Origin of the sequence: Swaminathania salitolerans, from assembly GCF_007988945.1 — a bacterium.
Lineage (GTDB): Bacteria > Pseudomonadota > Alphaproteobacteria > Acetobacterales > Acetobacteraceae > Swaminathania > Swaminathania salitolerans.
In genome coordinates, this window is sequence record NZ_BJVC01000001.1 from 922,280 (window position 1) to 942,632 (window position 20,353).

A 20,353-nucleotide genomic window follows, 5' to 3' on the forward strand; every position below is an offset into this window, starting at 1 on the left:
AACCATTGCAATCGTATCAGGCCCCGTCTCGATTCTGCTGTGTTCAATCCGGTTCGTGCCCGGCCTCGTTCCTGTCGGGTCCGGCAATCCTCATGACCCCGGTGGTCCGTAAGCGCCGACAGGAATGCTCGCTCAGCGCGTTCGGGCGCACGGATACCCAGCGAGGCCTGGGCCATGCTTCGGGTCTCGCCTCCCGGCTGTGCCCCTGTCACGCTGTACCGATCATCGCGTCCCGGCAGAACCCGACGGTGACAGCCTCAGGCAGCGGCGATGGATTTGAGCGGGAGAACAGGCCGGATCGTGTGCAGGGCGTGTTCGAGGCTGGGAAACAGGCCCAGCTCATATTCGCGGATATGATCGATGAGCACCCATCTCATGCCGCGTGGCTTGATCATATAGGCCGGATCCGCATTTTCGCGGACCCATACGAGAATATGGGCGACCGTCTCTTCGCGTCCGTTGAGGCATTCCGTCTCTACATCGGCGTCGCACAGCCCCATCGCCAGGCCGGCCTGGAGCCATTGCGAAAGATACTCGCGATGACGGGGCAGCACGTTGAAACGCAGTGGAATCACATTGCTGAGAGGTGCTGGAGTTTCGTGATTGGGAAACGGCAGCGTCTGGGCCATACGTTGCGTCCTCATGTCTGGTTCGTTCATGAGGCTAGACGGCAGAACTGGCGCTTCTCAACGTAAAATTGCGTGTCTCGCCGCTGCGGAGCAATCGTAAACGGATGGTGTTGCCAAAAAGCAATGGTTCGTTTCGCCCGCGCTCATATGACGCAGGCGTAAGCATAATGGTCTTTTCTGGCAGTAATCAGCGCTTCTGTCTGGCGTAAAGCGCCTTGGGCCAGCGTCTGTGAAGCCAGAGCCAGCTTCCCGGGATCTCGCGGATCCATTCCTCCATCTGATCGTTGAGCTGCTGCGTGAGCGCGCCGATCTCGTCCTGTCTCGGCGCCCGGGGATCGGGACGGAGGACCCTGCCCACCTCGAGATGAAGACGCGCAGGCCCGAGACGGACGATACGCCCGGTCACGATGGGGCAGTCATAGCGATGGGCGAAGGTCGCCGCGGCCGAGGCCGTCATGGCAGGCAGATTGAAAAACCGGCACTCGATCCCGTCATTCATCTTCTGGTCACCCAGAATACCCAGATGATGCCCATGAGCCAGATGACGCAGCGCCTGACGGGCGCCCTTCGCGCCCTTGGCGAACATCGGCACGTCTTCCCCCATGGCGCGTATGCGCAGGCGTCTGATCAGCCGGTCGATCAGCGGGTTTCCTGCCGCGCGGTAGAAGGAGGCGAAGGGCAGGCCGTACCGGGCAACCACAGGCGGCAGCATCTCCCAGTTGCCGATATGACCCGAGAAGAAGATGACGGGCCGGTTTTCCTCCCGGATCGCTTCCAGTACCGGGGCGCCATCGATGCTCCAGCCCGGCCCCGAGGGTGTGTCCTGCTTCAGGCGGGAGAGGTGGCAGAACTCCCCGATCGTTCGTCCCAGATTATCCCAGACATCGCGGACAATCCGCTTGCGGGCCGCTTCATCCAGCTTCGGCATGGCGAGGCCAAGATTCATGTCGGCCACATGCGAGACCGGCAGATGGGGGCCGATCGTGCGCGCAACCCATCCTCCGAGATTCGAGGCCCAGACCGGTGGGAGGCAGGACAGGCAGGCGAGCAGGCCGCGCGCCACCGCATATTCGGCGTAATGGCGCAAGGCTGGGAGGTGTTTCTGGCTCATCGGGGGGATCTACTGCGTCAGGCCGAGACGGTCCAGAAGGCGCTCGGGCGCTTGCGGGTCCGACCAGAGAAGTTCGACATCGATGGCAATCACGTCGCTTCTGAGCCAGTCGGGCAATTTGACGAGGTCCTTGCGGGTCGTCACGAGCGAGATGCCGGGTTGTCTGGCAAGGGCGGAGAGCCGACGGCAGTCACGTTCGCTGTACGTGTGATGATCGGGGAAAGAGAGCGTCCTCACCGGGGTTACGCCTGCCTCGATCAGCATATCGAAAAACTTCTGCGGGCGTCCGATTCCCGCAAAAGCGATGACCTGACGCCCGGGCAGACGCCTTATCGTGGCTTCGGGGATGAGGCGTGCGGCAAGAAAGGGGAGGTTTTCCGGCAGGCGTGCTGCCATGCCGGTCTCGTCGCGGCCGATCAGGATGATGGCATCGGCCCGGGCGAATCCCTGGTTTGCAGGCTCGCGCAAAGGGCCGGCCGGAAAAACGCGCCCGTTACCGAGCCCCACACCGCCATCGACGGTCACGAGGCGCAGATCCTGATGCAGGGTCAGGTTTTGCAGGCCGTCATCCATCAGCAGGCATCCGGCTCCGGCTTCCCGGGCGAGCCGCGCCGTCGCCGCACGATCGGCCCCGATCCAGACAGGGAAATCCTGTGCGAGCATGAGCGGTTCGTCCCCGACATCCCGGGCGTCATGATGCTGCGTATCGACACGGATCGGCCCTGTCAGGCGTCCTCCATAGCCGCGGCTCAGAATGTGCGGCCGCGCGCCGCGCGCTGCGAGGCGGGTGGCGAGATCGCGCACGAGAATGGTCTTTCCCGTGCCGCCCATGCTCAGATTCCCGCAACACAGCACCGGGATGTCGACGCGCGCGGTGGTGCTGCGCAGGCGACGGAGGGCAGCAGCGGCGCCGAATGCCCATGAAAAAGGAAGAAGGACCCGCGCCGGCCATGGCAGGGTGCTGCGACGCCAGAACTGCGGGGCTTCGCGTGTTATGCGCATGACAGCGCGTCAAGTCGGGCGAGGAGCGTCTCGGGCGGCATCTCATCGCTCTGGATTGCGGCGCGGGCCATGCGAGCCTGCTCTTTCCTCATCTCGGGGTTTTTCACGCTTTCCACGATCCAACCTGCCAGTTCATCTGCATCGTGTATAGTCGTTACATGGTCGCGGAGTTGCGCAAAGGCAGGGCCGAAATTGTCGTGCCAGGGCCCGGTCGCTATCGCGGTATCGAGTCTCACGGCCTCGAACGGATTATGACCCCCTCCCGGCGGGAGGAGGGAATTGCCGATGAAGGCGCATTGCGCCAGCCGGTAGAAAAGCCCCAGCTCGCCGAGCGTGTCGGCGATCCAGACCGGGTCCGTGGCGGCGGGATCGGCGCGCTCCGACCGGCGCGGCGGTTCGGGCCGGGCAAGACGTGCGATCGCGGCACCGCGCACCGGATGACGCGGAACGAGAATGGCGAGAAGGTCGGGGATGACGCGCCGGGCCTGGCTCGCCGCCTCGAGAACGATCTCGTCCTCCCCCGGATGGGTGGACGCGGCGAGGAAGACGGGACGATGCCCGATACAGGCACGCAGCCGCTCGAGCTCGACCGCGTCGCATCCGGGAGGCGGTGCATTCTGTTTCAGATCGCCATGGGTTTCGACATCGCGCACGCCCAGAGCGCGAAAACGGTGCGCATCGTCGCTGCCTCGGGCGGCGACGAGGGCAAGCCGCTCGAAAAGGGGACCTGCAAGGAAGGAGAGGTGCTTCCACCGGCGCCAGGATCGCTCCGACAGACGCGCATTCAGGACCGCGACCGGAATGGCGCGGCGCGCGCATTGCCTGAGCATGCCCGGCCAGAGCTCGCTATCGGTCAGAAGGAGCATGCCCGGCGACCAGTGATCGAGAAAGCGGCGGGTCCAGTATGCGACGTCATAGGGGATGAACTGGTGCATGACCGTGCCCCGGGTGGCCCGGGTGCCGCTGGCATCCGGGGATTCGTCCTGATCCCGTGCGGAAATGAAGCGCGCGAGGATTTCGGCGCCGCCGGTCGTGGCACTGGTCACCAGGATATGACGCGCGGGATGACGCAGGGACATCGCCTCGATCAGAGGCAGGACGGAGCGGGTCTCTCCGACGCTCGCGGCATGGATCCAGACGAGCTCGCCGGGCGGACGCCGGATCGTTGCGCGACCGCGCCGCTCGCCGAGACGGCTGCGGATTTCCTTGCCGCGACGGAGCCTGTGGAGACTCATCAGACGCAGGGCCGGAACGAGTGCGAGCCCGAGCCCTTCCCAGATCCTGTCCGGGAGCGTCGCCCTGCCCAGACGGTGCCAGTGCCTTGCCCGGGCGGAGAGCGCGTTGAGCCGGGACGTGATCGTCTCGCTCGTGCTCCCCTCCGGGACGGGAGGGCCATAAAGAATTACGCCGCGCCCCCATGGGAGCGGCAACGACAGGCCGTCCCAGCTCGGAAGACGCAACGCCGTCGTCCACGCCCCCAGAGGGACCAGAGGCTTTCCGGTGAGGCGCAGCAATCCTTCCGTTCCGGGCTGGGCGATCTCGGCCGGGCCTCTCGGGCCATCCGGGGTGATGGCAAAGACCGAACCCCTTTGCAGTTCGAGGCAGGCCCGTCTGAAGGCACGGCTGCCGCCCTTGTTCTTGCCTTTACGGTCGCTCGACCCCTCGATTCCCTCAATCCCCCACGGGGCTACGAGATCGCTGATGAAGCGGCCATCGCGGTTCCGGCTGATCATGACCTTGATGACCAGGGTCGGGTTCTTGTTGCGCGCCCAGCTGCAAAGCGCGGGCAGGAGCAGGAGCGAGCGATGCCAGGCGGCGACGATCGCCCCCTGACCGGCACGGTCCCCGGTCTGCGTCAGGATGGGCACACTCGTCGCGGCGCCCGAGATCGTCCAGCGCGTCGTATGCAGGGCGAGGCCCAGATAGGCCCGGGCCAGAGACCGCAGCGCTGTCCGGAGAGTCATCGGAAACCCGCTGCAGGGCGATCTGCGATGGGGAGAACTGCGGCGAGCGGGCACATACCGCGCGGGTAGCATGTCCGGGGCGGTATGGCAAAAAGCCGCGCATCGAGGGGAGGGCGCGCCCTCGGGATGCACGCCCGACCGAAGGCGATCAGCGGCTCATGAGAACCGTGATCGTCGCGTTCTCGAGCACATGGCGGGTCGCGCCGCCGAGAATCATCTGGCGCAGTCTGGAATGCGAATAGGCGCCCATCGAGAGCATGTCCGCGCCGAAATCGCTGCAGGCCTGAAGGATCCCCGCGCCGATATTGCGATCGATGGCGTGAAAGCGCCGTATCTCGGCCTCGACGCCGTGAAGTCTGAGATAGTCCTGTACCGTTTCCGCCTCGGGGCCGCGGCGATGATAATCGACACTCGCGAGAATCTGGACCGCCTCCGCCTTGCGGGCGAACGGGATCGCGCCGCGAAGGGCGGACCCTGCCTCCGCCGTCCCGTTCCAGGCGATGCAGAGCCGTCGCCCCGCGCTCTCGGGCGGGGTGGGCGGGGCGATCACGAGCGGACAGCCGCTGTCGTACAGCACGGCATGCAGAACCTCAGAGGCACGCGCATTGTCGCTTACCCCGAGATGGGGCATCAGGGTCAGGTCCGACAGGCGCGCGCGCCAGGTGACGGCCTCATGTTCGGAGCCGGTGAGGAATTCGAGCGAGGCGCTGAGGCGGGATTGCGCGAGAGGATCCTCTTCCAGAAAACCGTGTTTGGGAACGATATCGTTCTCGCGAACGAAAGCGTCGAATTTCAGCCTTACCTGTAGCATCCTGCGATGCGCCTCATGTTCGGCAGCCTCCATCATCTCGCCGATCATCGCGCTGGAGAGGCCTTCGCCTGTCAGGGCGGCCATCTCGTTCGGGTCGTCCCCGACCATGACCGTCGAGAGATGGGCGTTGAAAGCGCGGGCGTGGAGCAGGCCCACGCGCAGGACAGCGTCGATATTGCCCGCCCCGTTGAGCGGAACGAGGATGTTTCTGACGTCGTTGGCCATGGTGATCTCCTTGGGTTCCGCCGCGGATCCTGCTGCGCCTCTGCATGGAACGGCCGTGGCAAACACGGGTTCGACAGGGCGCAGAAGCGGCGCATGAGCGACGCGGGTGCAGTGGAGCAGAACCCGCGGGATACAGGCAAGAGAGAACCGGAAACCGTCCGACCCCGGACAGTTCCGCCCGGCCGGTCAGGCTCGGTCGGCCCTGCTTGTGTCCTTTCCGGGGTTCCGGCCGTGATTACGGATAGAGGCGGGTCGTGACCCAGTCGTTCTCCTGACGTGTCCAGACGGCGCGATCATGCATGCGATAGGGACGGTCCTGCCAGAATTCCATCTGGTCGGGGAGGACGCGGAACCCGGACCAGTTGGGCGGCCGCTCGGGTTCGCGCCCCTCGTAACGCGCGCTTGCCGCCTCGATTCGACGCTCGAACTCGGCCCGGTCGCTGAGCGGACGGGACTGGTCGGAAGCGATGGCGCCGATACGGGAATTGCGACTCCTGCTTGCGAAATAGCGGTCGGCTTCAGCATCGGTCACTGCTTCGACCGGACCCTCGATACGGATCTGCCGGCGAAGCGACTTCCAGTGGAACAGAAGGGCGGCGAAGGGATTCTCGGCGAGATCCTCGCCCTTGCGGCTCTCGAGATTGGTGTAGAAGACGAATCCGCGCTCATCGAATCCCTTGAGCAGGATCATGCGCACCGATGGCCTGCCAGCGGCATTCGCCGTGGCGAGCGCCATGGCATTCGGATCGTTGGGCTCATGCGTCTCTGCTTCCGCGAGCCAGTCCGCGAAAAGCGCAAACGGATCGGCATCCAGCGGAATCAGGGGGGGGGTCGTTGGCTCGGTCATGGGGAAGGGGCTCCTGCACCGTTTTGTTCTCTGCCTGCATGCGGCTTCACGACCTGAACGTGTCGTCCCGACACTTGTTTGCGTCGCTGGCTTGTGCGACGAAGCAGAGCATTATTATTTCTTTTTCTGACATTAACCGGGATCTGCCTTATGTCCACCGCTTCGTTCGACCTCCCGACCGGGACGCTGATGGCGGGCAAGCGTGGCCTGGTGATGGGTGTCGCCAATGACCGCTCCATCGCCTGGGCCATCGCTTCTGCCTGTGCTGCACAGGGAGCTGAGCTTGCTTTCACCTATCAGGGCGAGGCGTTGGGCAAGCGCGTCAGGCCGCTCGCCGAGAGCGTGGGGTCCAGCCTTGTCCTGTCCTGCGATGTCGGCGACGACGCCGATATCGATCGCGCGTTCGACGAGATCGAGAAGGAATGGGGCAAGATCGACTTCGTCGTGCACGCCATAGGCTGGGCAGACAAGCAATATCTGCGTGGGCGTTACGTCGACACCCCGCGCGATGCCTTCCTCAAGGCCATGGACATCTCCTGTTTCTCCTTCACGGCTGTGGCGCGACGGGCTGCTGCCCTGATGAAGGATGGCGGTTCTCTGCTGACGCTCAGCTATCTCGGAGCCGAGCGCGTCATGCCCCATTACAATGTCATGGGTGTTGCCAAGGCGGCGCTCGAGGCCTCGGTCCGCTACATGGCGGCCGATCTGGGACGCGACAATATCCGGGTGAACGCCATCTCCGCAGGGCCGATCATGACCCTCGCTGCAAACGGGATCGGCGATTTCCGCTATATCCTGCGCTGGAACCAGCTGAACGCGCCCATGGAGCGCAATGTGGCGCTCAAGGATGTCGGCGGTGCCGGGCTGTATTTCCTCTCCGATCTGTCCTCGGGCACGACGGGGGAAATCCATCATGTCGATTGCGGCTATCACCTCGTGGGAATGAAGAACCCCTCCGCGCCGGATATTTCCGTCGCATCGTCCGAAGGCTGATATGTCGGATAACAGTTTCGGTCAGCTTTTCAGGGTAACGACCTGGGGAGAAAGTCACGGTCCGGCAATCGGGTGCGTGATCGATGGCTGTCCTCCCGGTATTCCCCTGTCGGAAGAGGACATCCAGCCCTGGCTGGACCGGCGGCGTCCCGGGCAATCCAGGTTTACGACCCAGCGACAGGAGGCGGATCGTGTCCGAATCCTGTCGGGCGTTTTCGAGGGAAAGACCACGGGTACGCCGATCTCGCTGATGATCGAGAATACGGATCAGCGTTCGAAGGATTATTCCGATATAGCCCTTCGGTACCGGCCCGGTCACGCCGATGTCACCTACGATCTGAAATACGGTCATCGCGATTATCGCGGGGGTGGCCGGTCATCGGCGCGTGAGACCGCCTGTCGGGTCGCCGCCGGAGCGGTCGCGCGAAGGGCGATCGCGTGGCTTCTGGGTCCCGAATGCAGGATCAGGGCCGCGCTCGTGCAGATCGGTGCGCTCTCCGTCGATCGCGAACGGTGGGATTGGGACGAAACGGAACGCAATCCGTTTTTCTGCCCCGACGCCCTGACGGCCATCGAATGGGAGGCGCTGCTGGGCGCCGTCCGCAAGGAAGGCTCCTCCATCGGGGCTCTGGTCGAAATCGTGGCTGAAGGTTTCCCTCCGGGGTTGGGTGCGCCTGTCTATGGCAAGCTCGATGCCGATATCGCCTCTGCCCTGATGGGGATCAACGGGGTCAAGGCGGTGGAGATCGGTGAAGGGCTCGGCGTTGCAGCCCTTCGCGGCGAACAGAATGCCGATGCGATGCGGATGCATGAAGGGGCGTTGCATTTCACCAGCAACAAGGCAGGGGGGATCCTGGGCGGGATCTCGACCGGACAACCGATCACCGCGCGTTTCGCGATCAAGCCCACGAGTTCGATTCTTGTTCCGGTTCCGTCGGTCAACAGGCGTGGCGAGGAAATCGACATCGTGACGAAAGGGCGCCACGATCCCTGTATCGGCATTCGTGCCGTGCCGGTTGCCGAGGCGATGCTGGCCTGTCTGCTGCTCGATCACCTGCTTCGCGATCACGCCCAGAACGCCTGGCACAGGAATGGCTGAGCCCGCAGACCCGGCGAGCGCGGCCCCGCATGGAGCGGGCATGGCAGCGAGCGCTGTCGGCAGCCGGACTGTCCCGCGCCGGATGCTTGGGAAACATCCGGCGCAGAGGTAACGCGTCAGGCGAGCTTCGCCGACAGGCTGATATCGGTCTTGAAGAGCTGGGAGACCGGACAGCCATTCTTGGCCTTGGTCGCCAGAGCCTCGAATTTCTCCTGATCCGCGCCGGGGACCGTCCCGACCAGATCGAGATGGATTGCGGAGATGGCAAACCCGTCATCCGTCTTGTCGAGGGAGACGGTCGCCTTCGTCTCGAGTCTGGTTGCGGTAAGACCCGCCTCACCGAGGATCATCGACAGCGCCATCGTGAAGCAGCCTGCATGTGCCGCGCCGATCAGCTCTTCCGGATTGGTGCCGACCTTGTCCTCGAAGCGCGTGTTGAAGCCGTAGGGCTGGTCGCTCAGTGCCCCGCTCTGGGTGGAGATCGAGCCTTTTCCGTCCTTGAGGCCGCCGCTCCATTCCGCGCTGGCTGATTTCTTGATGGTCATCGCATCTGCTCCTGGGTCATCCGCGCCCGTTACGGGCCGGTTGCCAAGGCAACGCGAAAGCGTCGCAATTGTTCACGGTAAAATCGCGCCCGCCTGTCTCGACCGGCGCGGTCATGTGTTTCCCCGGCAGGAGGAACACGCGCGCCGACCGCCCGGATGGACGATACGGGTGGACGACACGGATGGGCGACACGGATTGACGGCGGGGAGGGACGATCCGCTGCGTCACCCGGATGCCCGGGAAATTTTTCCCTTGAAAAATCTCTCTTCGGGGAACCCCAGTCCTCTCAACGGCTTCTGCCCTGTCAACACCAGATATAGTGGCCGGGATAAAATTTAACCCGATATATTGCTTGTCTGGTGAGGCGGGTTTGCGCCAAGAGGGCACTCAGAGAGTGCGATCATGACATTCGGGAGATGGCCGGTGAGCCTGCTAGACGACACCACACGCGAATCTGTTTCGATGGATCCGGCCTCGACGGCCCGCGCCGCGGCGGAAGACGTTTTGCCCGAACCCTGTGACCGGGCGCCGCAGGAAATCGAGGCGGAACCCGACATGTTCGACGATGTCGTCCAGCTCCCGGGTCATCACCCCGTGAAGGTGAACCGGTCGCGTGACGCCCTGCTCACCGATTTCGGCCGCGCCACCCTCGATAACCGCTATCTCCTGCCCGGAGAGCATTACCAGGATCTTTTCGGGCGCGTCGCCTCCTATTACGGCGCCGATCCCGAACATGCCCAGCGCCTGTACGACTATATCTCCCGTCACTGGTTCATGCCAGCCACCCCAGTCCTGTCCAATGGCGGGACGACGCGCGGCCTGCCGATCTCCTGCTTCCTCAACGAGGCGGATGACAGCCTGCGCGGTATCGTCGATCTCTGGAACGAGAATGTCTGGCTGGCATCCAAGGGCGGCGGGATCGGATCCTATTGGGGCAATCTGCGCTCCATCGGCGAGAATGTCGGCAAGAACGGCAAGACGTCGGGGGTCATCCCCTTCATCCGCGTGATGGACAGCCTGACCCTCGCCATCTCGCAGGGCTCGCTGCGACGGGGCTCGGCCGCCGTCTATCTGCCCGTCTGGCATCCGGAGATCGAGGAGTTCGTCGAGATGCGTCGCCCGACCGGCGGCGATCCGAACCGCAAGGCCCTGAACCTGCATCACGGCGTGCTCGTGACGGACGACTTCATGAGAGCGGTGGAGAAGGACGAGGAATGGGGCCTGCGCTCTCCCAAGGACATGTCGGTCATCCGCAGCGTCCCGGCCCGTCAGCTCTGGATCCGCATCCTCACGGCGCGCATGGAGCAGGGCGAGCCCTATATCATCTATTCCGACCATGTGAATCGCGCCCGGCCCGAGCATCACAAACTTGCGGGCCTCGAGGTCAAGACCTCGAATCTCTGCGCCGAGATTACGCTTCCCACCGGAATCGATCATCACGGCAAGAACCGGACGGCCGTATGCTGTCTCTCTTCCCTCAATCTCGAGACCTGGGATGAGTGGAAGGACGATCCCCGATTCGTCGAGGATGTCATGCTGTTCCTCGACCGGGTGCTGCAGGATTTCATCGACCGCGCGCCTGACGACATGGAGCGCGCCCGCTACGCCGCCATGCGCGAACGCTCGGTCGGTCTGGGGGTCATGGGGTTCCACTCCTTCCTGCAGGCGCGCGACATTCCCTTCGAGAGTGTCATGGCGCGGGTATGGAACAAGAAGATCTTCCAGCAGATCCGCCAGCAGGCAAATGCCGCATCCAGACATCTCGCGGAGGTGTTCGGTCCCTGCCCGGACGCTGCGGAATATGGCGTGATGGAGCGTTTTTCGAACAAGATGGCCATCGCGCCGACCGCCTCGATCTCCATCATCGCAGGCAATGCGAGCCCGGGTATCGAACCCATCTCGGCCAATGTGTTCCTCCAGAAGACCCTCTCCGGCTCCTTCACGGTCCGCAATCGCCATCTGCTCAAGCTGCTCGAGCGCAAAGGCCAGAATACGGATGCCGTCTGGTCTTCGATCACGCTCAACAAGGGCTCGGTGCAGCATCTCGACTTCCTGACCCAGGACGAGAAGGACGTGTTCAAGACGGCGTTCGAGCTGGATCAGCGCTGGGTCATCGAACATGCGGCGGATCGTGCGCCTTTCATCTGTCAGGCGCAGTCCATCAATGTCTTCCTGCCCGCGGATATCCACAAGCGCGATCTGCACCAGATCCATTTCCTTGCCTGGAAACGCGGCGTCAAATCGCTCTATTACTGTCGTTCCCTCTCGATTCAGCGCGCCGATGCCGTAAGCACGATGGCGCTGAAGAAGGATATCCTCGAAGAGGAGGATTACGGGACGACGACACCGGCTTCCGAAGGCAAGCCCGGTGCAACAACAAGCTACGAGGAGTGTCTCTCATGTCAGTGAAAGCCATCCTGCTCTCCAGCCTGATCGCAGGCGGTACCGTGCTCGCGACGCAGGCACGGGCCGATGAGAAAACCCTCTCCGGCATGGTCGGCTACAGCGACAAGGCGCCTTTGCCGGCCGACGCTCTGGTGAGTGTCTCCCTTGACGATGTCAGCCTTGCCGATGCGCCCGCCATCCCTCTGGGCAAGACCGAATTCGCGCCGGTTTCGCGTCAGCCTTTCGGGTACAGTCTGGCCTACGATCCCGCAAAGATCGTGGCAGGTCATCGCTATGCGCTTCACGCGGATATTCACGTGGCCGACAAGCTCCTTTACACGAGCACCATCGCCAATGTCGCGATGGGCAGAGTGCCTGCCGGGACCACGCTGACGCTCCAGCGCGTCGCAAGCCAGATCCCGGCCGAGCTGGTGGGCGTCTGGACGATCACGCATATCGGCAAGACACCAGCCGCTGCTGACGTGCCTGCGTTCCTCGCCTTCCGGCCCGATGGCGCCCTGTCGGGCACGGGCGGATGCAATCGCATGATGGGCCGTGTGACCAGTGCAGGACATCGTTTCAGCTTCGGTCCCACCGCGAGCACCCGCATGGCCTGTTCCGGTCCGCGGATGGATCAGGAGACAGCGGTCGAGAAAGCCATGCAGGCGGTCGTTTCCTGGAAAATGGACGGTGACACCCTCCATTTCGAGGATGCCCATGGCGCGAGCGTCCTTACCCTCGTGGCCCGTCACACCTCCCAGCCGCGCCCGGCGCCGGCAATGCCCGTCATGAAAATGCAGAGCGGACGTAGCAAATGAGCATGGACGAAGCCTCTGTCCCGGGTCAGGCCGGACGCTCGCATGGCGAGGAACCGCATTACGACCTGATGACCGCAAATCCGGTCTACAAGCCGTTCCGTTACCCCTGGGCCTATGATGCGTGGCTGATCCAGCAGCGCGTTCACTGGTTGCCGGAGGAGGTGCCTCTGGCCGATGACGTCAAGGACTGGCACCGCACGCTGAGCGAGTCGGAACGTCATCTGGTCACGCAGATCTTCCGCTTCTTCACCCAGGCGGATGTCGAGGTGAACTCGGCCTATATGAAGTATTACAGCCAGGTCTTCAAACCGACCGAAGTGCTGATGATGCTCTCGTCGTTCTCGAACATCGAGACGATTCATATCGCTGCCTATTCGCATCTCCTCGACACGATCGGCATGCCGGAAACCGAGTATTCCGCATTCCTCAAATACAAGGAGATGAAGGACAAGTATGATTTCATGCAGTCCTTCAACATCGACAACAAGCGCGAAATCGCCAAAACCATGGCGGCGTTCGGCGCCTTCATGGAAGGCCTTCAGCTTTTTGCGTCCTTTGCGATCCTGCTGAACTTCCCGCGGTTCAACAAGCTCAAGGGCATGGGGCAGATCGTCTCGTGGTCCGTTCGCGACGAGACGCTGCATTGTCTCTCGATGATCCGGCTTTTCCGTACCTTCGTGCGCGAGAACAAGGAGATCTGGACGGAAGATTTCCAGCGCGAGCTGGCCGAGATCTGCGCCACCACGGTCGAGCATGAGGACGCCTTCATCGACCTCGCTTTCGAGATGGGCGATGTCGAGGGGCTGAGCGCCGATCAGGTCAAGCGCTATATCCGCTTCATCGCGGATCGTCGCATGACCCAGCTCGGTCTCGATCCGTTCTATGGCATCGAGGAAAATCCGCTGCCCTGGCTCGACGACATGCTCAATGCCGTCGAACACGCGAATTTCTTCGAAAACCGCGCGACGGAGTATTCCAGAGCCTCGACCCAGGGATCCTGGGAAGAGGCCTTCGAGGCGGATGTGTTCGCCTCCTGACAGCCTGCCATGTCTTGCGTATTCCGCCACAGATACGATGCGGAATGCGCGGGCAGGGAAGAGCCCGTATCTCTCCACAGCGGCACGCGATACGCTCTTCCCGGCCCCGGCCCCGGCCCCGGCCCCGGCATCTCCGCTTCGTTGCGCATCGTGGCGACGACGCGGGCGCGGGATGCTTCTGGCGAGGCGACGCGCGCCCGTATCGGCCAGCGACGCCGATATCGTTCCAGCGTCCTTCCTTCATCCTGTAGCAGAAACCGGATCGCCCGGCTTCGACCGGCCCGTTCATGTCAGTTCCTGAACAGAGGGAGGTAGCGCCGATGACAGAGGCCAAGAGACCCTCCTATCACCATGGCGATCTGCCGGCCGCGTTGTTGCGTTCGGCACGCCAGCTTCTGGAGACGGGGGGAATATCCACCCTGAAACTGAGGGCGATCACGCGTCATGCAGGGGTTTCGGCGACGGCCGCCGCACCGCATTTCGGCAGTCTCTCGGGGTTGCTGAGCGCGCTTGCGGCACAGGGATTCCTGGAGCTGGCCTCCGTCATGGCGCCGGAGCACGCTCCGACGCCACGCGATGTCGCCCTGGCTTATGTGCGTTTCGCGATCGCCAGTCCGGGGCTGTTCACGCTGATGTTCCGCAGCGATGCGATCGATCGACAGGACCCGGCTTTGCGCGCGGCGTCGGAGCGTGCTTTCGCGCGTCTTGCAGGGCTTTCGGCGGAGGCCGCGCCCGAGGCCCGCGCCGCGACCATGATCGCGCTCTGGGGCAAGGTGCATGGCGTTGCCGTGCTGGCTACGGACGGTCTGCTGGGCGGTATTGCGGCAGAAAGCGGCGCGCAGACGCTCGATCGGCTCCTCGAGCAGGTGTTCCGCTAGGCCGTTGCCGCCAATCGCCTCGCGCGAAAGGGACAGGGACCGTACGGGGCCGGGAGATCAGGACAGAGAAATCAGGGCAACGGGGATCAGGACAAGGGGGATCAAGGCAAGGGTGATCCGGGCAAGGGAGATCAGGGCAGGGGGGATGCGTGTCGGAGAACCGCTTCGCAGGCAGGCGTGTAACCCCCGTCATCCTCATGCAGGACGAGGCCCGGAAGAAGCCGGAAATAGCCGCGTCCCTGGAAAACCGCACGCAGCAGGACGATCTTGCTGGCACGCCCCCGCTTCGGCCAGAGCGGATACAGGATGAGGCTTCCGAACCCGCAGACACGCAACCGCTCGCAGGCGAGATCGACCACGGATGCAGGCAGGGCGAGGCTGATCGATCCGCCGGGGAGAACCCACTGTGCCAGCGTGTCGATCCAGTCATGCCAGCCTCCTTCCGGCATGGTCATGGCGAGACGACGTCTGTCGTCCTGCGCGCCCGTATGGTCTGCCGGGTGCCAGGGAGGATTGGCCATGGCATGATGGAATCGCCCGTTTGCCCCGGGAGCGAGCTGCCTGAGCGCGGGGGGGATCGAAGGAATGCGACCGTCGAGAACCGTGACACGCCCGCAAACGCCGTTCTCCTCGAGGTTGCGACGGGCGAGGCGAGCAGTCGCGGCATCGGCCTCGAGGCCCACGCCGCGTATCGCAGGAAGCCGCGCGGAAAGACAGAGCAGGCCTGCACCGGCTCCGCAGCCCGCTTCGAAAATGCTCTCTCCCGGTCGTGCCGGTACGAAGGCAGCGAGAAGCACCGGTTCGATTCCTGTGCGATATCCCTGCGTGAACTGCCTGTACGATACCCGACCTCCGAGAAGATGGCCGTCCATCGTCTCGTCCTGAAGCGCTCCGGACGCCGCTTCCGCCTGTGCATCCGGGGCTCCCGGCTTGACCATGGGCGCCTCGCCGCTCATATGGTTTTGGCCATCAGAGGGCTGGTCGTCCGGTCTGGCTGGGTCATGCATGAAGTTCGGTGTCCGGCTGGATAGGATATTCGCCGGATCGCTTCCGGCTCATGCTTTATACTGCATCAGGGTCGTCAGTGGCCAAACAGGAAGTGGAGAGTAGCCTTGGGTGGTCCCGACAGCCTGACCAAAGACACGGCGCATGACGTCGCGTCCCATCGCATCGCAAGCGTCGAGGGTGAAAACGGGGGCGGAAAAGAGGACGCAAAGGACAATGCGCTGCAGGCGCTTTCAACGTTCCTTCGCGACGACATGGAGGCCTGCAATCGCGAAATCGTGGCGCGTATGCAGAGCCCGGTTCCTCTCATTCCCCAGCTCGGTGCCCATCTCGTTGCCGCGGGCGGAAAGAGACTCAGGCCGCTTCTGACGCTCGCCGCAGCGCGTCTCTGCGGCTACGAGCCCTCTCCCGAGCGTCAGCGTCATGTCGGGCTCGCCGCCTGCGTCGAGTTCATCCATACCGCAACTCTCCTCCATGACGACGTGGTCGATGAGAGCACCCTGCGCCGTGGCCTGGCCTCGGCCAACGCCGTCTTCGGGAACAAGGCCTCGGTGCTCGTCGGCGATTTCCTGTTCGCGCGGTCGTTCCAGCTCATGACGGCGGACGGTTCGCTCAAGGTCATGGCCATTCTCTCTGCGGCATCGGCAACGATCGCAGAGGGAGAAGTGCTCCAGATGGCGACCCAGAACGATCTCTCGACACCGATCGAACGCTATCTCGAGGTCATTCACGGCAAGACCGCGGCCCTGTTCGCGGCAGCCTGCCGCGTGGGGGCGGTCGTGGCCGGGCGTCCCGAAGCTGAGGAAGCCGCGCTGGAGGCGTATGGCACCAATCTCGGCATGGCGTTCCAGCTCGTGGACGATGCGCTCGATTATGCGGCAGATCAGCAGGTGCTCGGCAAGACGGTCGGCGACGACATGCGCGAAGGGAAGATCACGCTGCCCGTGCTCGCGGCTTATCAGGCGGGGAACGAGGAAGACCGTGCCTTCTGGCTCCGGGTCATCGAAACCGGAGAGCAGCATGACGAGGATCTGCCGCATGCGCTCGATCTTATCGCGCGTACCGGTGCCATACAGACGACGCTCGAACGCGCACAGTCTTATGCCCGGGCCGCCATGCAGGCGCTCGATATCTTTCCCGAGAGCGAAATCCGCCAGTTGCTGATGGATGCGGCTTCCTACACGGTCAGCCGCGTGAACTGACGGTCTTTCAACTGACGGTCTTTCAACTGAGGGTCTTTCATTTGCGGGGAGGGCCGGAAGAGTTCTCTCCCCGCAAGGCTTCCCGATTCCGCCGGGATCAGGAAGCGCTCACTGCCCCGTCCAGAATCGCAACCCGCTCATAACCCAGACGGTTGACCGCCCGGTCGAGCGCTTCGCGATCGGGGGGAGGGGCGGTCAGGCACATTTCCTCGGCTCGCATTGCGCGCTTCGCCGGAGGACGGTCTTCGAGCACACGTCTGACCTGCTGCGCGACCGGCAGAGCCGGATCGAGCCAGGCGACGTCCGGCGGCGACAGGCGTGCGAAGGCCTCCGCCAGAAACGTGTAATGCGTGCAACCCAGACCGACCGTGTCGATCCTCTCTCCCGACGGTGCAGAAAAGAGATGCGCAAGCTCGTCGAGGATGGCCGCATCCTCGATCCGCTGACCGAGAAAGGCCCGTTCGGCCAGATCGGCGAGCGCACGCGCGCCATGGACGATCATCTCGCAATCGGACGCATATGCCTCCTGCAAGGCACGCAGATAAGGCCGGCGCGCCGTACCCCGCGTCGCGAGCACTCCGAACACGCGCGAGCGACTGACCCGGGCGGCCCAGCGTACCGGCGGGACGCAGCCGACAAAAGGCGTGCCGAACCGGGCCCTGAGCGGATCGAGCGCGATAGTGCTTGCCGTGTTGCAGGCGATCAGAACCACATCCGGCTGAAGCCGCGCAATCTGCGCGTCCAGCAGAGCGATGATGCGCGCGATGAGCCGGGCGTCGTCCTGTTCGCCATAGGGGAACAGGGCATTATCCGCGAGGTAGTCGATATGCGTATCCGATGGGAGCGTATCGCGCAGGGCCCGGACGACTCCGAGCCCCCCGATGCCCGAATCGAAGGCGAGAACCCGGCCCGCAGAATGGTTCAAATCAGCCTTCCGCCTTGGCCTTGAGCGCGGCTGCCTCTTCCGCGCTGCCGACTCCGCCATGGGCCTTCGACCAGCCGCAGGGATCCTCGAGGAAGCGCCGGACTTCGTGGATATCGCTCTCGGAGAAATAATCCGCGCCGGAACAGGCTTCGAGCACGTCCCACCATGTGCAGAGCGAATGCAGGGAGACATTCATCTCGGCAAGGGTCTTCTGGGCGCCGGGGAAGACGCCATAGAAGAACACGACGAACGTGTGATCGACGATCGCGCCTGCATCGCGAAGCGCATTGGCGAATCTGACTTTCGAGGCACCGTCGGTCGTGAGATCCTCGACGAGGAGGCTGCGCATGCCTTCGGGAACATCGCCCTCGATCTGCGCGTTGCGCCCGAAACCCTTGGGCTTCTTGCGCACATAGGCCATCGGCGCCATCATCCGGTCAGCGATCCAGGCAGCGAAGGGAATGCCCGCTGTCTCGCCGCCCACCACGCAATCGAGGCTCTCATAGCCGATATGGCGGCCGATCTTCTCGACAGCGAGTTCCACGATCTTGGCGCGGGCGCGCGGGAAGAAGATGATCTTGCGGCAATCGATATAGACGGGCGACTTCCAGCCGGAAGTCAGGGTGTAGGGCTCTTCGGGGCGGAAATTGATGGCCTTGATCTCGAGCAGGATACGCGCCGTGGTCAGCGCGGCATCCCGGTCCCATTGCGTCTGGCGAACCGATCCGCCGTTGATCTCATTGCTGAGGGCCATCTCTGAATACTCCATGATCTTGAGAGGTGCAGGATTATCCGCCCTTCGTGAGAAAAGTAAGAGAAATAAGGTGAGAAATCCGTGCCGGTCGATCGATAGGCTGCGCTTGCATTTACGATCGGAAAAGATCTAGAATGCGGCAATTGAAAATAATTCTCAACTAAGGCGAGCAGCGTGACTGTCGATCTAAACCGCATCACCCGTAAATGCGAGCGGGCCGTGATCACAGCGTATGAGGAGCTGCGCGAAGTCGGCCAGCCCGATATCCAGGCCTTCACCGCGTGCACGACCCTCTACCGGATTCATCATCCGGAGGCCTCGCTCAATGAGGCGCGTCGTCTGGTCTCCGAATGGATCGATCACCATATCGTCAGGCAGGACAAGGGCACCACGCGGGGCTGCGAGTGCTGACATGCGCGTCTCCCTTCGCCCGGATCCGGGCAGGGGACTACGCTGCTATGCCGCCCGAAGCACCCGATCTCGCTTGATCCGGCTCTTCAGCAAGACTTGGTGAAGAGCACGTCCCGTTCTTGGGGGCGGGACTCTGAAGACTACCCCATTGCCGCCATCCTCCCTCACGCATGAGGATTGGCCGCATGAGGATCGACGCCCTCTCTCCGTACCCGATATGACACGATGCCGCGCGGCCCCGGGCTCGAGTGGCCCCTGGGCCTGAGCGGCTCAGAAGAGTCCGGGCTCATATGGCGACCCCGCAGTGATCCTGTCTGGCCACTGTGCCGCGGATAATCCGGCACAGCGGTTTTGACGAGGCTCAGCCGCGGGCGTCGAGAGGGGTGAACGCCCTCTCTGTCTGTCCGACATAGAGCTGGCGGGGGCGCCCGATGCGTTGACCGGGCTCCTCGATCATCTCCCGCCACTGGCTGATCCAGCCCACTGTCCGCGCAACTGCGAAAAGCACAGTGAACATCGAGGTGGGAATCCCCATCGCCTTGAGGATCAGACCCGAATAGAAGTCGACATTCGGGTAGAGGCGCCTCTGGACGAAATAGGGATCATTGACGGCGATACGCTCGAGCTCTGCGGCCAGATCGAACATGGGATCCTGCTCGAGGCCGAGTTCGGCGACGACCTCGAGATAGGTCTGTTCCATGATCTTCGCACGCGGGTCGAAATTCTTGTAGACCCGGTGGCCGAATCCCATGAGGCGGACACCGCTCTCGCGATTCTTGACCTGCTCGATGAAGGCCGGAATGTTCTCCTTCGTGCCGATCTGCGCGAGCATGCCGAGAACCGCCTCGTTCGCGCCGCCATGGGCAGGCCCCCACAGAGCGGCAATACCGGCGGCGACGCAGGCGAAGGGATTTGCGCCGGTCGAGCCGACGAGCCGAACCGTCGAGGTAGAGGCATTCTGCTCGTGATCGGCGTGGAGGATCAGAATACGATCCATGGCCCGCGCAAGAACGGGATTGACCTTGTACTCGGCGTTCGGCCGGGCAAAGAGCATTTTCAGGAAGCTTTCCGAAAAGCTCAGGCTGTTATCCGGGTAAACGAAGGGCTCGCCGACCGTGTATTTATAGGCCCAGGCTGCGATCGTCGGGACCTTTGCGATCAGGCGACGGGTCGAGAGATCGCGGGAGGCCTCGTTGGAAATATCGACCGCCTCGGGATAGAAGGCGGAGAGGGCGGCGACGGTACCGCAGAGAATGGCCATCGGATGCGCATCGCGACGGAAGCCGTTGAAGAAATTCCGGATCTGCTCGTGCAGAAGGGCCTGTTCCTTCAGGTCCTGCTGGAAACGGAGATACTCCTCGCGGCCGGGCAGCTCGCCATAGACGAGAAGATAGGCGGTCTCGATGAAGCTGGCGCCTGTGGCAAGCTGCTCTATCGGATAGCCGCGATGCAGAAGGACGCCCTTGTCACCGTCGATGAAGGTGATCGCGCTGCGACAGGACGCCGTCTCTCCATAGCCGGGATCGTAGGAGAAAAGGCCCGTCTCTGCGGTCAGCTTGCGGATGTCCACGACATCCGGACCCAGAGTGCCGGACAATACGGGAAGGACGGCCCTCTGCTCGCCAATGCTGAGCGATGCCGTATCGGAAACAGGTCCGTTGATGTCGTGATCAGCCATAGGAACGCCTTACGAGTTACGCCGCAACGGGGC

Annotated in this window: 19 protein-coding genes; 8 read left to right on the plus strand and 11 right to left on the minus strand. The window is 63.3% G+C overall.

Annotated elements, in window-relative coordinates; all coding sequences use genetic code 11:
* Positions 1-257 precede the first annotated feature (257 nt).
* From SSA02_RS03840 to pdxH, 6 genes are all read right to left on the minus strand, one after another.
* Positions 258-644 carry a hypothetical protein gene (locus SSA02_RS03840; RefSeq protein WP_371859163.1) on the minus strand — a complete coding sequence of 129 codons (387 nt, stop codon included), beginning with the start codon at positions 642-644 and terminating at the stop codon, positions 258-260.
* Between the two features lie 172 nt (positions 645-816).
* Complete coding sequence (locus SSA02_RS03845; RefSeq protein ID WP_147092543.1) at positions 817-1,740, minus strand: LpxL/LpxP family acyltransferase; 924 nt, start codon at positions 1,738-1,740, stop codon at positions 817-819.
* 9 nt (positions 1,741-1,749) lie between these two features.
* Positions 1,750-2,742, minus strand: a complete 993-nt coding sequence (gene lpxK, locus SSA02_RS03850) for a tetraacyldisaccharide 4'-kinase (protein WP_147092544.1) — start codon at positions 2,740-2,742, stop codon at positions 1,750-1,752.
* Positions 2,733-4,706 carry a glycosyltransferase N-terminal domain-containing protein gene (locus tag SSA02_RS03855; protein WP_186807660.1) on the minus strand — a complete coding sequence of 658 codons (1,974 nt, stop codon included), beginning with the start codon at positions 4,704-4,706 and terminating at the stop codon, positions 2,733-2,735. The genes lpxK and SSA02_RS03855 overlap by 10 nt, the downstream gene beginning before the upstream one ends.
* Positions 4,707-4,854: 148 nt before the next feature.
* The gene (locus SSA02_RS03860; protein ID WP_147092546.1) at positions 4,855-5,742 is read right to left on the minus strand and encodes a universal stress protein; all 888 of its coding nucleotides are present in this window, start codon (positions 5,740-5,742) and stop codon (positions 4,855-4,857) included.
* Positions 5,743-5,977: 235 nt separating this feature from the next.
* Positions 5,978-6,589 (minus strand): pyridoxamine 5'-phosphate oxidase, encoded by a 612-nt coding sequence (pdxH, locus tag SSA02_RS03865; RefSeq protein WP_147092547.1) that lies wholly within the window; start codon positions 6,587-6,589, stop codon positions 5,978-5,980.
* A gap of 150 nt (positions 6,590-6,739) precedes the next feature.
* Here pdxH and fabI point away from each other — a divergent pair, with 150 nt between their 5' ends.
* Positions 6,740-7,582 carry an enoyl-ACP reductase FabI gene (gene fabI, locus SSA02_RS03870; protein ID WP_147092548.1) on the plus strand — a complete coding sequence of 281 codons (843 nt, stop codon included), beginning with the start codon at positions 6,740-6,742 and terminating at the stop codon, positions 7,580-7,582.
* A 1-nt stretch (position 7,583) separates the two neighbouring features.
* Positions 7,584-8,681: a chorismate synthase gene (aroC, locus tag SSA02_RS03875; RefSeq protein WP_147092549.1), complete on the plus strand. Its 1,098-nt coding sequence runs from the start codon at positions 7,584-7,586 to the stop codon at positions 8,679-8,681.
* A 116-nt stretch (positions 8,682-8,797) separates the two neighbouring features.
* Here aroC and SSA02_RS03880 read toward each other — a convergent pair whose 3' ends face one another.
* Positions 8,798-9,226: an OsmC family protein gene (locus tag SSA02_RS03880; protein WP_147092550.1), complete on the minus strand. Its 429-nt coding sequence runs from the start codon at positions 9,224-9,226 to the stop codon at positions 8,798-8,800.
* 556 nt (positions 9,227-9,782) lie between these two features.
* Here SSA02_RS03880 and SSA02_RS03885 point away from each other — a divergent pair.
* The 4 genes from SSA02_RS03885 to SSA02_RS03900 all read left to right on the plus strand — a co-directional run bounded on the left by SSA02_RS03885 (position 9,783) and on the right by SSA02_RS03900 (position 14,345).
* Positions 9,783-11,636 carry a ribonucleoside-diphosphate reductase subunit alpha gene (locus SSA02_RS03885; RefSeq protein WP_246103618.1) on the plus strand — a complete coding sequence of 618 codons (1,854 nt, stop codon included), beginning with the start codon at positions 9,783-9,785 and terminating at the stop codon, positions 11,634-11,636.
* The gene (locus SSA02_RS03890; RefSeq protein WP_147092551.1) at positions 11,627-12,430 is read left to right on the plus strand and encodes an META domain-containing protein; all 804 of its coding nucleotides are present in this window, start codon (positions 11,627-11,629) and stop codon (positions 12,428-12,430) included. Before SSA02_RS03885 ends, SSA02_RS03890 begins: the two co-directional genes overlap by 10 nt.
* A gap of 2 nt (positions 12,431-12,432) precedes the next feature.
* A complete protein-coding gene (locus SSA02_RS03895) occupies positions 12,433-13,467 on the plus strand; it encodes a ribonucleotide-diphosphate reductase subunit beta (RefSeq protein WP_147092698.1) in 1,035 nt (344 codons plus the stop codon).
* A gap of 320 nt (positions 13,468-13,787) precedes the next feature.
* Positions 13,788-14,345 (plus strand): TetR/AcrR family transcriptional regulator, encoded by a 558-nt coding sequence (locus SSA02_RS03900; RefSeq protein WP_147092552.1) that lies wholly within the window; start codon positions 13,788-13,790, stop codon positions 14,343-14,345.
* A gap of 131 nt (positions 14,346-14,476) precedes the next feature.
* Here SSA02_RS03900 and SSA02_RS03905 read toward each other — a convergent pair whose 3' ends face one another.
* On the minus strand, positions 14,477-15,352 hold the full coding sequence (locus tag SSA02_RS03905) for a tRNA1(Val) (adenine(37)-N6)-methyltransferase (protein ID WP_246103593.1): 876 nt from the start codon (positions 15,350-15,352) through the stop codon (positions 14,477-14,479).
* A gap of 252 nt (positions 15,353-15,604) precedes the next feature.
* Here SSA02_RS03905 and SSA02_RS03910 point away from each other — a divergent pair, with 252 nt between their 5' ends.
* On the plus strand, positions 15,605-16,552 hold the full coding sequence (locus SSA02_RS03910; RefSeq protein WP_147092700.1) for a polyprenyl synthetase family protein: 948 nt from the start codon (positions 15,605-15,607) through the stop codon (positions 16,550-16,552).
* A 97-nt stretch (positions 16,553-16,649) separates the two neighbouring features.
* Here SSA02_RS03910 and murI read toward each other — a convergent pair whose 3' ends face one another.
* Positions 16,650-17,477 carry a glutamate racemase gene (gene murI / locus SSA02_RS03915; protein WP_246103594.1) on the minus strand — a complete coding sequence of 276 codons (828 nt, stop codon included), beginning with the start codon at positions 17,475-17,477 and terminating at the stop codon, positions 16,650-16,652.
* A gap of 1 nt (position 17,478) precedes the next feature.
* Positions 17,479-18,231, minus strand: a complete 753-nt coding sequence (locus SSA02_RS03920; protein ID WP_147092554.1) for an orotate phosphoribosyltransferase — start codon at positions 18,229-18,231, stop codon at positions 17,479-17,481.
* Positions 18,232-18,405: 174 nt separating this feature from the next.
* Here SSA02_RS03920 and SSA02_RS03925 point away from each other — a divergent pair, with 174 nt between their 5' ends.
* The gene (locus tag SSA02_RS03925) at positions 18,406-18,642 is read left to right on the plus strand and encodes a hypothetical protein (protein WP_147092555.1); all 237 of its coding nucleotides are present in this window, start codon (positions 18,406-18,408) and stop codon (positions 18,640-18,642) included.
* A 361-nt stretch (positions 18,643-19,003) separates the two neighbouring features.
* On the opposite strand, the gene SSA02_RS03930 is transcribed toward SSA02_RS03925, so the two are convergent.
* The gene (locus SSA02_RS03930; RefSeq protein WP_147092556.1) at positions 19,004-20,320 is read right to left on the minus strand and encodes a citrate synthase; all 1,317 of its coding nucleotides are present in this window, start codon (positions 20,318-20,320) and stop codon (positions 19,004-19,006) included.
* Between the last annotated feature and the right edge of the window lie 33 nt (positions 20,321-20,353).

What these genes read in the sequence shown, in the direction of transcription:
- SSA02_RS03840 (WP_371859163.1), bottom strand. Translation starts at nt 644, where the DNA reads ATGAGGACGCAACGTATGGCCCAGACGCTGCCGTTTCCCAATCACGAA.
- SSA02_RS03845 (WP_147092543.1), bottom strand. Translation starts at nt 1,740, where the DNA reads ATGAGCCAGAAACACCTCCCAGCCTTGCGCCATTACGCCGAATATGCG.
- lpxK (WP_147092544.1), bottom strand. Translation starts at nt 2,742, where the DNA reads ATGCGCATAACACGCGAAGCCCCGCAGTTCTGGCGTCGCAGCACCCTG.
- SSA02_RS03855 (WP_186807660.1), bottom strand. Translation starts at nt 4,706, where the DNA reads ATGACTCTCCGGACAGCGCTGCGGTCTCTGGCCCGGGCCTATCTGGGC.
- SSA02_RS03860 (WP_147092546.1), bottom strand. Translation starts at nt 5,742, where the DNA reads ATGGCCAACGACGTCAGAAACATCCTCGTTCCGCTCAACGGGGCGGGC.
- pdxH (WP_147092547.1), bottom strand. Translation starts at nt 6,589, where the DNA reads ATGACCGAGCCAACGACCCCCCCCCTGATTCCGCTGGATGCCGATCCG.
- fabI (WP_147092548.1), top strand. Translation starts at nt 6,740, where the DNA reads ATGTCCACCGCTTCGTTCGACCTCCCGACCGGGACGCTGATGGCGGGC.
- aroC (WP_147092549.1), top strand. Translation starts at nt 7,584, where the DNA reads ATGTCGGATAACAGTTTCGGTCAGCTTTTCAGGGTAACGACCTGGGGA.
- SSA02_RS03880 (WP_147092550.1), bottom strand. Translation starts at nt 9,226, where the DNA reads ATGACCATCAAGAAATCAGCCAGCGCGGAATGGAGCGGCGGCCTCAAG.
- SSA02_RS03885 (WP_246103618.1), top strand. Translation starts at nt 9,783, where the DNA reads ATGTTCGACGATGTCGTCCAGCTCCCGGGTCATCACCCCGTGAAGGTG.
- SSA02_RS03890 (WP_147092551.1), top strand. Translation starts at nt 11,627, where the DNA reads ATGTCAGTGAAAGCCATCCTGCTCTCCAGCCTGATCGCAGGCGGTACC.
- SSA02_RS03895 (WP_147092698.1), top strand. Translation starts at nt 12,433, where the DNA reads ATGGACGAAGCCTCTGTCCCGGGTCAGGCCGGACGCTCGCATGGCGAG.
- SSA02_RS03900 (WP_147092552.1), top strand. Translation starts at nt 13,788, where the DNA reads ATGACAGAGGCCAAGAGACCCTCCTATCACCATGGCGATCTGCCGGCC.
- SSA02_RS03905 (WP_246103593.1), bottom strand. Translation starts at nt 15,352, where the DNA reads ATGCATGACCCAGCCAGACCGGACGACCAGCCCTCTGATGGCCAAAAC.
- SSA02_RS03910 (WP_147092700.1), top strand. Translation starts at nt 15,605, where the DNA reads ATGGAGGCCTGCAATCGCGAAATCGTGGCGCGTATGCAGAGCCCGGTT.
- SSA02_RS03920 (WP_147092554.1), bottom strand. Translation starts at nt 18,231, where the DNA reads ATGGCCCTCAGCAATGAGATCAACGGCGGATCGGTTCGCCAGACGCAA.
- SSA02_RS03930 (WP_147092556.1), bottom strand. Translation starts at nt 20,320, where the DNA reads ATGGCTGATCACGACATCAACGGACCTGTTTCCGATACGGCATCGCTC.